Below are 15,899 nucleotides of genomic sequence, written 5' to 3' on the forward strand. Positions count from 1 at the left end.
CGAGAAGAACCGTGACAGACGCACCGATCATAGAGACCGGATACGAAAACCTGAACCCCGTCGAGGAGGCCGTCTCGCAGCGCCGCTCCGTCCGGGCCTTCCTTCCCGACCCGGTATCCGAGGAAACTATTGCCCGCATCCTCTTCCTGGCGGGACGGGCGCCGAGCGGGACGAACATGCAGCCCTGGAAGGTCGAGGTCGTGACCGGCAATGCCCGCGACGCGCTCTGTGCGGACCTGGTGGAGGCCCACCATGAGGGCGGGCATAGCGGCGAGTATCAGTATTACCCGAAAGAGTTTTTCGAGCCCTTCAAGGGGCGCCGCCGCGCGGTCGGCTGGGCGCTTTACGGGTTGCTGGATATCAAGAAGGGCGACTTCGAGAAGACAAAGGCGCAGCACGCCCGGAACTTTACCTTCTTCGATGCCCCTGTCGGCCTGATCTTCACCATCAACCGGGGCCTGGAAATCGGCAGCTGGCTCGATTTCGGCATGTTCATGCAGAACGTCATGGTGCTGGCCCGCAGCCACGGGCTGGAAACCTGCCCGCAGGCCGCCTTCGCCACCTTCCACAAGGTGATCCGGAACCATGTTCCGATTGGCGAAGAAGATGTTGTCGTCGCCGGCATGGCGCTCGGCAAGGCGGATTGGTCGAAGATCGAGAACACACTCATTACGGAGCGGGTGCCGCTTGAGGATTACGTCCGCTTTCATCGCGGCTAAACTCATTTCAACTGAAACGAATATAAAAAAGACCCGGAGGAACACCCATGGATTTCCAGCTGACCAGCGAGCAGCGCGATTTGCAGGAGACGGCGCGCAGCTTCGCGACGCAGGAAATGACGGAAGTCGCCCGCGAGCTTGAGGAAAAGGACGAGGCGCTGTCCCGGGAGCACATCAAACGCTATGCGGAGATGGGCTTTCTCGGGATCAATGTGGCGGAGGAATATGGCGGGCTCGGTCTCGGCAATCTCGAGGCCCTGATCGTTCTGGAGGAATTCGCCAAGGTCTCTCCGGCCGTCGCCTTTCCGATCTTCGAATCTTCCGTCGGCCCCTGCCGCGCGGTCGAGCATTTCGCCTCCTCGGAGCTGGCCAGACAGGTGCTGCCCAAGGTCTGCGCCGGTGAGCTGACCGTCGCTGTCGCCATGTCGGAGCCGGATGCCGGCTCGGCTTTGACAGACCTGAAGACCCGGGTGACGGAAGAGGGCGGCAAGCTGATCCTGAATGGCCAGAAACGCTGGTGCTCCGGTGGCGGGCATGCGGAGGCCTATGTGGTCTATTGCAAGATGTCCGATGCGCCGGGCGCCAAGGGGATCGGCGCCGTCTATGTCGAGAAGGGCATGCAGGGCGTCAGCTTCGGGGAACGGGAGCGCCTGATGGGATTCCGGGGGATTCCGAGCGCGGACATCTTCTTCGACACTGTCGAGATCCCGAAAGAGAACGTCATCGTTCCGGCGGGCGGCTTCCGTCAGCTTATGGAAGCGTTCGATCTGGAGCGTTGCGGCAACGCCACCATGTGCCTCGGCATCGCGTCGGCCGCCTTCGAGACCGCGCTTGCCTATACCCAGGAGCGCAAGGCTTTCGGCAAGGAGCTGGTGGAGTTCCAGGCGGTGCAGATGAAGCTCGCCGAGATGGCCATGCGGGTCGAGGCATCCCGCCTGCTGATCTACCGTGCCGCCAAGAACGCCGAGGACGGCCTGCCGTCCGTGCTGGATTCCAGCCTCGCCAAATGCTTCGCCAATGAGATCGTCCGCGATGTCACCGGCTCCGCACTGCAGGTCATGGGGGCCTATGGCTATTCCAAGTCCTACGGCATGGAACAGCGACTGCGGGACGGCTGGGGTTGGGGCATTGCCGGTGGCGCGATCGATATCCAGAAGGTGAATATCGCGGCTGCCTTGGTCGGGCGAAGATTTAACCAGCGGGCGTGATGCTGATTTAGGTCAATTGCGACTGACTTTCTGACTGTTATTCTTACAATCTCGCCGTTTCGCTGGGCATTCTTGCATTGCCTCGTCTGGTGGAGAGACCATCGTCAGGTGAGGAGAATATTGCAGTGAAAATCAGCAGCCAAAAAAACTTCGAGCAGACACTGACGAACGCCATTGCGTCTCTTCATCCGATAATCGCGATCCGCTCTTTCGAAGAGAACCGTGTGATTGACAGTATCGAGCGGGTCGCCATCAATGAGAAATGCGACATCATTTTCTGGTCCTGCACCCGTGGTGTTCACATGGAGCGGATCGGGACAATTCTGGACCGACCGGAGAAATCGCCCCCGTTTCTGCCGAAATCCGGTCAGAACGCGGATGTGATAACGGCGATTGAGGTGTTTGAACGGAAACTTGATCATGAGCGGGAGAAAAAGGGAGTTGATCGCCGCAAGACGTTTCTCGTTCTGCTCGATGCCTCCCCCTATCTGATCGAGCGCCACAACAACCCGGTGCACCGGAGGAGGCTGCGTGATTTCGCATTGCAAAGCCGGATTTCCGCTAAGAACGGGGTCATCCTGCTAGTGTCGCCCGATGGGGAGCTGACACAGGATCTCGAAAAGGAGATCCTGCATCTGGACTTTCCGCTGCCCACCAAGGAGGAAATCAAGGTCTGGGTGGACGACATCCTGGAGCGCCTGGAAGCCTCGGAGGCCATCAAGCTTGATGAGGATGTCGATTATCTGAAGGAAGCCGTCGTGAACGCCGCCAGCGGCCTGACGATGTACGAAATCCGCAATGCACTTTCCGATGCCCTTGTGGATGACAGAAAGCTGACGAAAGACGATATCCGCGGGATCTACCGGCTCAAGCAGGATGTCGTGAAAAAAAGCGGTATCCTCGAATATATCGATACCACGGATTGGTCGATGGACGATGTCGGAGGCCTCGACAATCTGAAGGAGTGGCTGCGGAAGCGCGCCCTTGCGTCGAGCGAGAGAGGGCATGCTTTCGGAATCTCCGCGCCGAAGGGTGTCTTGCTGACCGGCGTTCCCGGCTGTGGCAAGTCGCTGGCGGCGAAATGTACGGCAACGTCCTGGGGAATCCCGCTTATCAAACTCGATATGGGACGCGTCTATGCATCTCTCGTCGGTGCTTCGGAGCAGCATATCCGGCATGCGATATCGATCTGTGAGGCGGTCGCGCCCTGCGTTTTGTGGATCGATGAGATCGAGAAGGGATTGCCGCGTAATAGAGGGCATGTCGGGGATAGCGGTGTGTCCCTGAGAGTCCTGGCAACCTTCCTGACCTGGCTGCAGGAGAAGACCGCACCCGTATTCGTGATTGCGACGGCCAACGAGACCGTCCTGCTGCCGCCTGAAATCCTGCGCAAGGGGCGGTTTGACGAGGTGTTCTTCATCGATCTTCCCAACGCCGAGGAGCGTATGGAGATCTTTAAAATTCACCTGACAAGGATGGGGCACGATCCGGATGGCTACGATATCGAAAAGCTGACTGCGTTGACCGGGAAGGATGAAGCTTCCGGTGAAGGCGGCTTCAGCGGCGCCGAAATCGAAGCTCTGGTGCGGGAAGCCCTGATCGCCGCGTTTTCAGAGGCAGATGAACTGGACCGGGATCCGCGCTTGGAACAGAAGCACCTCGAAATGGCGGTGCTGGCGACACGGCCCCTTTCTGTTACCAGAGCCGAGGAGATTGCCGAACTCAGGCGCTGGTCGGAGCAGCGCGCTGTCCCCGCGACAGGGTCTCTTGTTGAACCTCCATTGCCTTTTCCCTTCGAGGAAAAGCTCATGGATATCCTGCAGTCGGGCCGACAAGAAAAGCCCACAACCGATACCAACAAGGCAACACCACGGAATTAGGTGAGTGACTTCGCAAGACCGGTTTGCATACGGCACTCCACATGATCCTGGGGCTGTTTCGTCGATATCCTGTTGCGCCGTCAGATAGTCACTATTGGACCTGAAAAAAAAGTAGAATGGATGTCACCTCCCTAGCCTCCCTTTGTCCGTTCGGCAAGAAATCAGCCGGCCCGAATGCTGGTCAGGAACTGGGAGATTTCTTTGTTCAGTTTATCAGCTTCGCCTCTAAGTTTCTCTGAAGCCACCAGAACCTCGGATGAGGAGGTTCCTGTCTGCCCGGTTGCGTCGGTGACCTGGGCAATGGCGCCGGAGACTTCCTGTGTGCCGGCGGATGCCTGCTGAATGTTCCCGGCGATTTCCTGTGTGGCTGCCGATTGTTCCTCGACCGCGGCGGCCACCCCATTTGCGATTTCGTTCAGGTTGGAGATCATCTGACCTATTTTTTTAATGTCTGTGACCGCTTCCGTGGTCGCAGACTGGATATCGGAAATCTTGGAACCAATGTCCTCGGTTGCCTTTGCTGTCTGGTTGGCGAGGCTTTTCACTTCCGAAGCGACAACGGCGAACCCTTTGCCGGCCTCGCCCGCACGGGCTGCTTCGATCGTCGCGTTGAGTGCCAATAGGTTGGTCTGCTCGGCAATCCCCTGGATCAGCATCACGACTTCGCCGATTTCGGCGGCCGCTGTGGCGAGGCTTTCGACTCTTGTGTTTGTCTGGTCGGCCTGGACCACGGCTTCGCTTGAGAGCGAGTTCGATTGCGCGACCTGTCGGCTAATTTCCGATATCGAACTCGAGAGCTCTTCTGTCGAAGCCGCAACGTTCTGAACGTTCTCTGTTGCGCTTTGCGCCGAATGGGCCACGGTTTCGCTCTGCTGCATGGCCTGACCGGCAAGTACGGTCATGCTTTGCGCCGTTTGCTCAACGGAGGCAGCCTCGCTGGATACGGTTTCGACAACGTGGCCGATACTTGTTTCGAAACGGTCCGCCAGTTCGTTCATGCTTCTAATTCGGTCGGCTTCTGCCCGCTCTTTTGCAGCGCGCTGTTCGATTTCGAGCCGGGCAACTTCAATGGCGTTGTTTTTGAAAACACCGACGGCCTGCGCCATCTCTCCAAGTTCGTCCTTCCGGTCTGTGGACGGAATGACGACTTCGGTATCGCCACCAGCAAGCACGCCCATGGTGGTGGTCAACTGCCGCAGCGGAGAAATAGTCCGCGAAACAATAATGTAAATCGTTCCGCCAACAACGAGGAGTACGATGAGGGAAATGCCCAGGGTGATGAGGCCCTGGTCGTTGGCTGGTTTCAGCAGCATGCTTTCCGCTTCGTCGGCAAGAACCCGCCAGCTTAATTCAGCTGCATTCTGGATCGTCCCGAGACGCTTGGTGCCAAGTTCGTCAAATTCGACAGAGGTGTCGTTGGCGCCCACACTTGGAACAAGTTCATCGAGTTTCAACGCAAGCGCTTTTTCTGCCTGCGGGTGGACGATCGCCTGACCCTTCGAGTTGAAGATCATCACCCGCCCGGATTCGCTCGATACCGCCGGAGCGACGAATCTTTCCGTGAAGTCGGACAGAGAAATAATGCTGAAAAGCACGCCCGTAACCGTTGCTTCCTTGGTTCTCTTATCGACAGTGCTGACCGGCGCCGCGGTGACGATGACCGGCTCACCACTCAGTTCACTGCGATGGGAATCGTAGAGCACGATATCGCCGGCGAGGGCCGCGTTCAGGAAGTCGGTCCCTGCAATTGACGAGCCGACTGTCTCCGGCAACGAGGAGGCGATCACCTTGCCTTCGAGATCCGTAAGGCTGATCGCTTCATAGTAGTTGTAGCTATGCTTGATGTTCTCCAGCGTTTCGCCTGCCTTGCGCAGCATCTGCTTGGCAAGAAAGCCGGATTCTGTGGCTTTCCCGTAGATCGAATCCTGGGCCCAGCCGGCGAGATCGCGCCGCCGATCGAGAAACCAGACATCGGCTGCCTGGGCGACAGATGAAGCAGCCTGATCCATCTGCTTCATCGTTTGGTTGGTTATTGCAGCCTTGGTGGTCACATAGCTGACCCAGCTAAGGGCCCCCATGCCTAAGAGTAGTACGATCGTGCTCGGGATCAGGAATTGCTGTTTGAGCTTCACGGTTAGCGTCCTTTTTAATCTATCGACACTCGTAAGAGGTACTACTCTCCACGGGCCTTATAGGCAGATTGGTATTATTCGATAATCTGTTCGGCGGAAGAGATCAGATCGGCGCCGATTTCAAGCTGCAGCTTCTCGATTAGCGGTCCATTAAGGACCAACCGGCCCTGCTCGTTGCGGCCAACCGGAATATCAGCCGGTGATTTGCCGCCAAGAATTTCCAGAGCCGCGTTTGCCGCCCACTCGCCCTGCTCTTCGGCGACCTTGGCATAGGTCACAACGGCGAAGTTTGCAGTGATCATTTGATTGGCGCCGCCGGGGATCTGGCTGTTCTCGAGAACAAAAGCCTTGGCGGCATCGGTTTCGTATCCTTCCAGGCCGGCAGGCGAGCGGAACAGGACCATGTCGTAATTGTCCTGGATCTTCAGGAAGTCCCGTTTCCACTCTTCATAGTTCTTCGGGAAGAAGGCATCCAGCTTCAGGCCCATTTGTTCGACCGCATACTTGGCTGTCTTGCGATTGGTTAGATTGTCGGTCGCAAGCATTGCGAGACGGTCACCCTTGGCCAGCGGACGCAACAGCTCAGCGGTTTCGTCCATGGAATCCACTTCAACGATGCCGGTGACGTTGCTTGTTGGGAAGCCGTATTCGCTTGCGTCCCAGTTAACACCGCCGAACACGAACGGTAGGTCAGAGCCTTTGTAGAAGGGAACGATGAGATATTTGGAGGCGTTGTCATCTGTTGCGATCACAACGTCCGGGTTCCACTCTTCGATCAGCGCTTTTGAGTCGAGGGCGGCCTGCTTCTTGAAATCGTCCGACCCGTTCCGCTTGGTGTCCATGCGATGGATCTTCAGTTCGGCGCCGCTCTTGCCTATCACATTCTGAATTCCTGTCGTGATGCCGTCGCTCCACGGGTAGCCCTCATGATAGGAATCGATGAAAAGGACCTTCTTGCCAGCGAAGTCGGTGGCATAGGCGGTAGATGCCATGAGGATTGCAGCGGTGGTAGCTGCGAGTCGTTTCAGAAACATAGGGTCTCCATGTAAGGTGGTTTCGGGGAACGAATGACCCGTTTTTCATCGATCCGTATTAAAAAAAAGTAAATTCCGGGGGGTGTTTTTCAAATTCATCGATTTCGATTGAATCGAAAAATTAATCACCTGTTAATGATCTAATTAGTGAATTTTTATGTATGTTCGTTTTTTGGTTAATAATTTATTAACTCAAAGCTACTTCTACTTTTCTGATTCGAAGGCGTTTATTACTATTGCTATACGTATCCTAAAAAAATCTTCAATTCCCGTCCGAGGTCCGATGCTCCGCCGATTGGCTGGAGATGCAGGCGGACAAGGATATTCTGCCGTTTCGGGGCAATCTCAAAGATCCGGCAAGAGTTATCGCAGCGAAAAAGGGGAGAGTGGTAAACAGCTCAGGCAAAATCCCGGAAATAGGTTATTGTTTGTTCCAACCCAGTCCGCAGACTCACCTTGGGCTCCCAGCCGAGCAGGTTCGTCGCCTTCGTGATGTCAGGCTGACGCTGCATCGGATCGTCCTGGGGCAGCGGGTGGTAGGTGATTCCGTTCTTGCCGCCGACCAGATCCGTCACGGTCTCGGCGAGCTGTTTCACCGTCATTTCCGACGGATTGCCGAGATTGATCGGGCCGGTCACGCTGTCTTCGCTGTCCATCAGACGGATCAGACCCTCGACCAGATCGTCGACATAACAGAACGAGCGGGTCTGGCTGCCGTCGCCATAAAGCGTCAGATCGTCGCCGCGCAGGGCGGAGAGTACGAAGTTGGAGACCACGCGGCCGTCATTCGGGTGCATGCGCGGGCCGTAGGTATTGAAAATCCGGGCCACCTTGATGCGCAGCTTGTGCTGGCGCAGATAGTCGAAAAACAGAGTTTCGGCGCAGCGCTTGCCTTCGTCATAGCAGGCCCGGATGCCGGTTGTGTTCACGTTGCCCCAATATTCCTCGGTCTGCGGATGCACCGTCGGGTCGCCATAGACTTCCGAAGTCGAGGCCTGCAGCACCTTGGCTTTCACCCGTTTCGCCAGGCCGAGGACATTGATGGCGCCAATGACGCTGGTTTTGGTGGTCTGCACCGGATCGCGCTGATAGTGGATCGGCGAGGCCGGGCAGGCGAGATTATAGATCTCGTCCACCTCGACATAGAGCGGGAAGGTGATGTCGTGCCGCATCAGCTCGAAGTTCGGATTCTCGAGCAGATGGGCCACGTTGCGCCGCATGCCGGTGTAGAAATTATCGACGCAGAGCACGTCGTCTCCTCGCGCCAGCAGGCGCTCGCACAGATGAGAGCCGACAAAGCCGGCACCGCCGGTGACGAGGACGCGTTTCGGTACTGATTTCATGTCGTGCCGCCGAACTCTTCTGCGAATGCAAATCTCTAGGGTTTCCATACCCCATCCGGGACCGGGTGCAAACGGGGCAGGTGCCGTGTGCGGTTTTGGAGTCTGTTTGAGTGCGGTCGGAACTCATTGCCGTAAGTCCTTGAATCAGCGCGAATCGTATCGATCATTCGGATTCGGCTTGTGTCTGGACCACAAGAAAGAGTAGGCTTCGTCCGTATCGGCACAACATGTTGCGTCTTTTGAGGCAACGCATACCCGGCCAAGCCGGGGTTGGCCGGCAGTGGAATTATACTTGGAGGGCACTATGGCTGACATCGCAGCCAGCGCATGGACCGAGGACCGTTTGACCAAGCTCACGCAGCTTTGGGCCGACGGATTGTCGATCACACAGATCGGAAATGAGCTCGGGGTTTCGCGGAATGCCGTGGTGGGCAAGGTTCACCGTATGGGCCTGCCGAAGCGGCAGTCACCGATCGTTCGCTCCGACAAGCCGGTCGAGCCGAAGAAGCGGAAAGTCTCTCCGCTGGCGGCGCAGGAATGGGACCGGAGCAAATGCTCCTGGCCCACGGGTGACCCGAAGTCTCCGGACTTCAAGTTCTGCGGTGACAGCATTTCGCCCGGACGGCCATACTGCGCAAAGCATTGTGCACTGGCCTATACCAGCATGCGGGACACCAAGGCGGCCTGACCGGCGCGCCCTCAACATATCATCCGTTAGGGGGTGTCGCAGAATGCTGCGGCGCCCCTTAATTTTTGCTCGGCCTCGGCCACGATGCGGGGCACCAGGTCGATGGCCGAGGGCACATCGCTGATGATGCCGGCGGCTTCACCGGCCACCACGGGAGCGATTTCCATATCGGCCCTGGCCGCAGCGGCCTCGAACTCGGCAATGGCTGTCTCGGGCAGATCCTTGCCTTCCCAGCGTTCCGAAAAACTGTTGCTGAACGTGCGCAGCGCGTAGGGCTCCGGCCAGGTGAAGCCGCGCGCCTTGTCGAAAGTGCTGCCTTTCACCGTGACATCGCCGCTTTCCCTGGCGACCGCGCGCTTCGCGGGGTCCGGTGCAAGGGATTCTTCCGTCGCGACAAAACGCGTGCCGAGCAGCACGCCGCTCGCTCCCAGCATCAGGGCCGCGGCCAGGCCGCGTCCGTCGGCGATGCCGCCCGCCGCGACGACGGGGATGCCGGGCAGGGCGTCGACCACTTCCGCGACCAGCGAGAATGTTCCCCGATGAGCACCGTGCCCGCCTGCTTCGCCGCCCTGGGCGATGACGATATCGGCGCCGGCGTCGGCTGCGCGTTTCGCCTGGCCAAGGCTTTGCACCTGGGCGATAAGAACGGCCCCTGCCGCCTTGATCCGGTCGGCGAAAGGCCGTTCGTCCCCGAAGGAAAGCATTACGGCGGCCGGTTGCCGCTCGAGGGCACGGTCAAGAACGTCCGGGAAATGTTCGAGACGCCAGGTGATGAAACCGATGCCGATTCTGGCATTGCCCGCCGCGGCCAGTTCCGTGTCGATCCAGTCCTGGTCGCCATAACCACCGCCGATCAGGCCAAGGCCGCCAGCCTGCGATACGGCAGCGGCCAGCCGGCCCCCGGAAACCCGTGCCATCGGAGCGCAGAGCACCGGATGGTCTATGCCGAGCCGCTCCGTCAGCGCTGTATTTATTGCCAAATCACCCTCCCCATTTATTGTTGACCGGAACCCTAGTCACCTCACAGGCGCGCCGCAATCCTTCCCCGCCCTCCAGCGCGCCCCGGACCCCGGAGATATCATGCGTCTCAAGGACAGAACCGCGCTCGTCACCGGTGCCGCCTCTGGCATCGGCAAGGCCATTGCCCTCAGATTCGCCGAAGAAGGTGCGCGAGTCGTGATCGCCGATCGCACCGACCTGCCGCGAGAGGGCGGGCCGAAGACGCTGGATCAGATCGAGGCGATGGGAGGCGACGCTGTCTTCACGGAAATGGACGTGGCTGACTGGGCGTCGGTCGACGCAGCCGTTTCGCTCGCCGTCACACGCTTCGGCGCGCTTGATATCATTGTCAACAATGCCGCCATCGGGGTCAGCAAGCCGATCCTGGAGACCACAGAGGAAGACTGGGAGCGGGTCATGGGGGTGAATGCGCGGGGCGTGTTCTTTGGCTGCAAGCGGGCGATCCAGCAGATGCTGACCCAGCCGGAGCGGGACGGCGTGCGCGGCCGGATCGTCAATATCTCCTCGCAGCACGGCATGGTCCGCTCGCCAAACGATTTCGCCTACGGCACGGGCAAGGCCGCCGTCGTCTATATGACCCGCCAGATTGCCGGGGATTACGCGGCCGACGGGATCGTCTGCAACGCGGTCGCGCCCGGCAAGATCCTGACCGGCAAGAGCGGCCCGGCCGTCGATCCCGATATCCTGGCCTATTCGCATACACGCACGCCCTGGCCACGGCTGGGCCTACCCCGTGATGTCGCCAACGCGGTTCTGTTTCTCGCCAGCGACGAGGCTACCTACATTACGGGGGAAAACCTGATGGTCGATGGCGGCTGGATGGCGAATTGAGCTGCCTCGAATGAGCACACTGACTTGCGGAGCTGAAATGGAACGCGTCGAGAATACCCCCGGAGCGAAAGTGAAGAACCTTGCGGACTACATGCCGCCGGTTTTCCTGATCGACACGGTCGATCTCGATTTCGATCTCCGCGACGGAGAGACCGTGGTCACGGCCGTCCTGAAGGGACGCCGCAATCCCGATGCGGCCTCGGCGTCCGACATCCTGGAGCTGGACGGGCAGGATCTCCGCCTGGTCTCCCTGACCCTCGAGGGTGCCGCAGTCGATGACAGTCGATATGAGGTGGCCGGGGACCGTCTGTCCCTCAGGGCGGTACCGGACGTTTTCACGCTTGAGGTGGTGACGGCGATCGTGCCGGAAATGAACACGGCACTTGAGGGGCTCTACATGTCCGAGGGCATGTACTGCACCCAATGCGAGGCGGAAGGCTTCCGGCGCATTACCTACTTCCCGGATCGGCCCGACGTGATGGCGGTCTATACGACGCGGCTCGAGGCGGATGCGGCGCGGTTCCCAATTCTGTTGTCGAACGGGAACCTGGTCGGGACCGGCGAGGCCGGCGACGGACGTCATTACGCGGTCTGGAATGACCCGTTCCCGAAACCCTCCTATCTCTTCGCCGCCGTCGCCGGCGATCTCGCCTGTGTCTCCGACAGTTTCCGCACAGCTTCCGGGCGGGATGTGGCGCTCAGGATCTATGTCGAGCACGGCAACGAGCATCTCTGCGGCCACACCATGGACAGTCTGAAGCGTTCGATGAAATGGGACGAGGAGGTGTTCGGGCTCGAATACGACCTGGATCTCTTCATGATCGTCGCTGTCAGCCATTTCAACATGGGGGCGATGGAGAACAAGGGCCTCAACATCTTCAACAGCAAGTTCGTGCTGGCCGACCCGGAAACCGCCACGGATGCGGATTACGAACGGCTGGAGGGTATTGTCGCGCACGAATATTTCCACAACTGGACCGGCAACAGGGTGACCTGCCGGGACTGGTTCCAGCTCAGCCTGAAGGAAGGCCTGACGGTGTTTCGGGACCAGGAATTCACCTCGGACACCCATTCACGCGGGGTCAAGCGGGTTGCCGATGCGCGGCTGCTGCGCGCCGCCCAGTTTCCGGAAGATTCCGGTCCGACCGCCCATCCGATCCGGCCGGAGAGCTACGCCGAGATCAACAATTTCTACACTGTCACGATCTACGAGAAAGGCGCCGAGGTTATCCGCATGATCTACAACCTGCTGGGTCCCGAGGGCTTCCGCGGGGGGATGGATCTCTATTTCGAACGGCATGACGGCCAGGCCGTTCGCTGCGAGGATTTCGTCGCGGCCATGGAGGATGCGAGCGGGGTCGATCTTGGCCAGTTCCGGCTCTGGTACAGCCAGGCGGGGACTCCGATGCTTGATGTGTCGCTTCTCCATGACGCCGTGGAGAAGACGGCCACCCTGAAGGTGTGCCAGACAGTGCCGCCGACGCCGGGGCAGGCTGACAAGCAGCCGATGCTGATCCCTCTCTGCGTTGCGCTGCTTGATCCGTCCGGCAAGGAACAACCGCTGAAGTTGCGCGGTGACAACGCGGATATACCGCCGACCGAGCGGGTCCTTCCGGTGACCGCAGTGGAACAGGAGTTTGTCTTCGAGAATGTCGAGAGCGGGACGGTGCCGTCACTGCTCAGGGGATTCTCCGCCCCGGTGAAACTGCGGACAAGCTTGACGGGAACGGAGCAGCTTTTCCTGTTCAAGCATGACAATGATCCGTTCGCCCGCTGGGACTCCGGGCAAAGCTATCTGACGAGGATGCTGCTGCGTGCCGCGTCTGACAGCCGCGATGTTGTGCTGGAGAATGCTTTCCATGATGCGGTCGAAGAAATTCTCTCCGATGGAACGCTCGATCCCGCATTCGTGGCCGAGCTGCTGATGCTGCCTGGCGAAGGCGTGCTGGCTGAAGCGATGAGCCCGGCCGATCCTGATGCCATCCACACTGTCCGGACCTTGGCGCGCCGGGAAATAGGCCTTCGTCATGATGCGGCATTCAAGGCCCTCTACGGGAAGCTGAGCGGCGCGTTCTCTGCGGATGACATGTCGACCGAGGCCATGGGGGCACGCAGTCTGAAAGCGGTGATTCTCGGCTATCTGGTTGCCGGGGGAGGCGCGGAGGCGCGTGCTCTTGCCGCCAGGCAGGCGGCGGGAGCGACGACCATGACGGAGTCCATGGCGGCGCTGCAGGCACTCAACAATACGGATTGTATTGAGCGAACCGTGGCGCTCGCGGCCTTTCATGATCGCTGGATCGAGCAGCCGCTGGTTCTGGACAAGTGGTTCACCTTGCGCGCGACAAGCGGCCTCGACGGCACGCTCGATGATGTAAAGGCATTGCTGGAGCATCCCAAATTCGATCTGAAGACGCCGAACCGGGTCCGAGCCGTGATCGGTGCATTTGCAAGCGGAAACCCGGTCCGGTTTCATGCGGCGGACGGAATGGGATACAGCTTCCTCGCGGATCAGATCATTAAGCTCGACGAGATCAATCCGCAGATCGCGGCCCGTCTGGTGTCGCCGCTGACGCGCTGGAAGCGATACGATGAGCATCGGCAGGGGCTGATGCGGGAATGTCTCGCGCGCATTCTCCGGCGTCCCGGCCTGTCGCCGGACGTCACCGAACTGGTAACCAAAGGGCTGGCATAGGAGGCCTCACACATGATCGATCCGATCATTGTCATCAATCCGAACAGTACCGAAGCCGTGACCGAAGCAATGAGTGCCGCGCTTGACGGTCTTCGTCTGCCGGGAGGGCCTGAAATCGAATGTCTTACGAACCCGGATGGACCGGCTGGCATCGAAAGCCAGGCGGATGTTGACCAGGTGGCCGTGCAATTGCGGGCGATGGTTGATCGCCGCGCGAACAATGCGTCGGCCTTTGTCATTGCCTGCTATTCCGATCCGGGGATCTATTCCTGCCGGGAGGCAACGGAAAAGCCGGTTTACGGGATTGCTGAATCTGGAATGCTCAGCGCCATGAGCCGGGTCGAGAAGTTCGGCGTCGTTGCCATTCTCGACAAATCTATTCCGCGCCATCTCCGGTATGTGCGCGTCCTTGGTCTCGAGTCGCGATTGGTCGGTGAACGGGCCATGGGGCTGGGGGTGGTCGAACTCTCGAATGAGGCCGTTGCCTACGCAAGGTTATTGGAGACGGGTACGAAATTGCGGGATCTTGACGGCGCGCAGGCGATTGTTCTGGGGTGTGCGGGCATGGCGCGCTACCGAAAGAGGCTCGAGGACGAGTTATCGGTCCCGGTCATCGATCCAACACAAGCTGCAGTTAGTAATGCGTTAACCAATTCCCTGCTAAAATCTACATGAAATCAATACAATTCGATATAAATTCAAGCACTGCTATAGTTTTTAGTGCTTGATAAGTTAAGGTAACGATCGTTCTATAACCTTATGATGTAGTCGTTGCGTGTCTGGGGCGGGCAATTCTTTCAATGGATGAAGCAACACTAAAAGAAGTTATTGTGCTCCATCGGGGGTATCTCGATGGGGTCCCTGGATGCAAGCGCGCAGATTTAAGAAACGCAAGTCTGAAGGGGCTGCGCGCGCCCAACGCCAAGTTACATAATGCGCTTCTGTCCGGCGCGGACCTGACCGGTGCTGCCTTTGTTCGAGGTGATTTTTCCGGATCCGACATGTTCGGCGCCGTCATGCGGCGGGCCAATATGGCAGGCTGCAATTTCTTTCGGGCTGATTTGCGAGGAACGAAATTTACCGGTGCGCGTCTCGGCGGAGCGGATTTCAGGGAAGCTGACATGCGCCCTGGAGATATCAGGGACGCCGGAATGAAGCGGACGCAAAGCGTCGACCTGTCCGATGCCGTGCTCGACAAGTCGAATTTCTCGCGTGCGAACATGACAGAGAGCAATCTCCAGGGGGCATCGCTTCGGAACAGCAATCTCTCGGAAGCGGAACTCGTCGCGGTCAATCTTTCCGGCGCCGATCTTGAGGGGGCAAATCTCGAGCTGGCCCGAATGAAGAATGCGGTGATGGCCGGTACAAACCTGAAGGGGGCGAGCCTGCGCGGCGCTGACCTGGAAGGAGCGGTACTCCGCAATGTCGATGTCTCGGTCTGCGACATGAAAGGCGCGCGTCTCGACAATTGCCGGGTGTTCCTCGGTATTCGGGAACTCAAAGACGACCTCAAGCTGAAGGTTCAGCGCCACATGAAATGGCTGGCGACCGACGGTAAGGACGGCGAGCAGGCGGATTTCTCCGGAGCCAACCTGGCGGGAATTGATTTCAAGTATGCTGATCTGAGCGTCGCAAAGTTCACCGGCGCGAATCTGGAGAAATGCAATCTCGGGAAATCGTTCCTCACCATGGCTGATTTCACGGGAGCGAATTTCGCCGGCGCCAATCTGATGGGCGCCGACATGCGCGGCGTCATCCTGATGAACGCTGATCTGACGGCGGCCAACCTGGCCGACGCGGATCTGGGCTATGTGAATGTCCTGAGCACACGCGGCGACCGCCGTATGGTTCGCTTTCCCGCCACGCTGACCGGAGCAACTCTGGACAGAGCGATCTGCACGCAAACAAACTTCGAAGGGGCACGGCTTGAGGGCGTGTCCTTCGAGACAGCAGCTACGGACGGTGCAATCTTTACTTCGGCCGAAACCGAAGAACCGAGCGCGTCTGCCGACGCCTGACCAGCTTTACCCGAATGCCTTGAAGGTGATGATCGTGAAAGTATCTTTCACGCCCTTGATACTGTGGATCTTTTCGGTGACGAACCGGCCGATATCGGTATCGTCAGGCAGGTAGCATTTCATCATAAGGTCGTACTGACCAGAGGTGGAATGCACCTCCGAGACTTCCTCGAAATCCATGATCGCTGAATCGGCGACATTGTAGGCTTCGCTGAGCTCGCACTTAACCTGAACAAAGATGGTCTGCATCGAGGAACCCGGTATCTGGAAGCAATGAGCCTCCGATGGTTTCCGAAACGGGCGCCGAAATCAAGCGGCGCCGCCGAACGATTTC

At 58.8% G+C, this 15,899-nt stretch carries 13 protein-coding genes and 1 pseudogene; 9 read left to right on the forward strand and 5 right to left on the reverse strand.

Going from position 1 to position 15,899, the window contains the following annotated elements; genetic code table 11:
- Positions 1-11 precede the first annotated feature (11 nt).
- The 3 genes from RH950_RS08025 to RH950_RS08035 all read left to right on the forward strand — a co-directional run bounded on the left by RH950_RS08025 (position 12) and on the right by RH950_RS08035 (position 3,807).
- Positions 12-719, forward strand: a complete 708-nt coding sequence (locus tag RH950_RS08025) for a nitroreductase (protein WP_350055465.1) — start codon at positions 12-14, stop codon at positions 717-719.
- Positions 720-766: 47 nt separating this feature from the next.
- Positions 767-1,927: an acyl-CoA dehydrogenase family protein gene (locus RH950_RS08030; RefSeq protein WP_350055467.1), complete on the forward strand. Its 1,161-nt coding sequence runs from the start codon at positions 767-769 to the stop codon at positions 1,925-1,927.
- A 125-nt stretch (positions 1,928-2,052) separates the two neighbouring features.
- On the forward strand, positions 2,053-3,807 hold the full coding sequence (locus tag RH950_RS08035) for an AAA family ATPase (RefSeq protein ID WP_350055469.1): 1,755 nt from the start codon (positions 2,053-2,055) through the stop codon (positions 3,805-3,807).
- Between the two features lie 161 nt (positions 3,808-3,968).
- Here the strand turns inward: RH950_RS08035 and RH950_RS08040 are convergent, their stop codons facing one another.
- The 3 genes from RH950_RS08040 to RH950_RS08050 all read right to left on the reverse strand — a co-directional run bounded on the left by RH950_RS08040 (position 3,969) and on the right by RH950_RS08050 (position 8,316).
- Positions 3,969-5,939 carry a methyl-accepting chemotaxis protein gene (locus tag RH950_RS08040; RefSeq protein ID WP_350055471.1) on the reverse strand — a complete coding sequence of 657 codons (1,971 nt, stop codon included), beginning with the start codon at positions 5,937-5,939 and terminating at the stop codon, positions 3,969-3,971.
- Between the two features lie 74 nt (positions 5,940-6,013).
- Positions 6,014-6,973: an ABC transporter substrate-binding protein gene (locus tag RH950_RS08045; RefSeq protein ID WP_350055473.1), complete on the reverse strand. Its 960-nt coding sequence runs from the start codon at positions 6,971-6,973 to the stop codon at positions 6,014-6,016.
- Positions 6,974-7,371: 398 nt separating this feature from the next.
- Positions 7,372-8,316 carry a UDP-glucuronic acid decarboxylase family protein gene (locus RH950_RS08050; protein WP_350055475.1) on the reverse strand — a complete coding sequence of 315 codons (945 nt, stop codon included), beginning with the start codon at positions 8,314-8,316 and terminating at the stop codon, positions 7,372-7,374.
- Positions 8,317-8,620: 304 nt separating this feature from the next.
- Between RH950_RS08050 and RH950_RS08055 the strand changes: the two genes are divergently transcribed.
- On the forward strand, positions 8,621-9,004 hold the full coding sequence (locus tag RH950_RS08055) for a GcrA family cell cycle regulator (protein WP_350055477.1): 384 nt from the start codon (positions 8,621-8,623) through the stop codon (positions 9,002-9,004).
- A 26-nt stretch (positions 9,005-9,030) separates the two neighbouring features.
- On the opposite strand, the gene RH950_RS08060 is transcribed toward RH950_RS08055, so the two are convergent.
- Positions 9,031-9,984, reverse strand: coding sequence for an NAD(P)H-dependent flavin oxidoreductase (locus RH950_RS08060; RefSeq protein WP_350055478.1), 954 nt, complete (start codon positions 9,982-9,984; stop codon positions 9,031-9,033).
- 100 nt (positions 9,985-10,084) lie between these two features.
- On the opposite strand from RH950_RS08060, the gene RH950_RS08065 reads away from it, so the two are divergent.
- The 5 genes and pseudogenes from RH950_RS08065 to RH950_RS08085 all read left to right on the forward strand — a co-directional run bounded on the left by RH950_RS08065 (position 10,085) and on the right by RH950_RS08085 (position 15,565).
- The gene (locus RH950_RS08065; RefSeq protein ID WP_350055481.1) at positions 10,085-10,855 is read left to right on the forward strand and encodes an SDR family NAD(P)-dependent oxidoreductase; all 771 of its coding nucleotides are present in this window, start codon (positions 10,085-10,087) and stop codon (positions 10,853-10,855) included.
- Between the two features lie 10 nt (positions 10,856-10,865).
- The gene (gene pepN / locus RH950_RS08070) at positions 10,866-13,547 is read left to right on the forward strand and encodes an aminopeptidase N (protein WP_350055483.1); all 2,682 of its coding nucleotides are present in this window, start codon (positions 10,866-10,868) and stop codon (positions 13,545-13,547) included.
- 12 nt (positions 13,548-13,559) lie between these two features.
- Entirely contained in the window at positions 13,560-14,222 is a 663-nt protein-coding gene (locus RH950_RS08075) for an aspartate/glutamate racemase family protein (RefSeq protein ID WP_350055485.1), read from the forward strand.
- 125 nt (positions 14,223-14,347) lie between these two features.
- Positions 14,348-14,662: pseudogene (locus tag RH950_RS08080) on the forward strand (pentapeptide repeat-containing protein); the annotation flags it as partial.
- 36 nt (positions 14,663-14,698) lie between these two features.
- A complete protein-coding gene (locus tag RH950_RS08085) occupies positions 14,699-15,565 on the forward strand; it encodes a pentapeptide repeat-containing protein (RefSeq protein WP_350055563.1) in 867 nt (288 codons plus the stop codon).
- Positions 15,566-15,571: 6 nt separating this feature from the next.
- Here RH950_RS08085 and RH950_RS08090 read toward each other — a convergent pair whose 3' ends face one another.
- On the reverse strand, positions 15,572-15,814 hold the full coding sequence (locus RH950_RS08090; RefSeq protein WP_350055487.1) for an Lrp/AsnC ligand binding domain-containing protein: 243 nt from the start codon (positions 15,812-15,814) through the stop codon (positions 15,572-15,574).
- Positions 15,815-15,899 lie beyond the last annotated feature (85 nt).

It is taken from the genome of Nisaea sp. (assembly GCF_040217065.1).
Lineage (GTDB): Bacteria > Pseudomonadota > Alphaproteobacteria > Thalassobaculales > Thalassobaculaceae > Nisaea.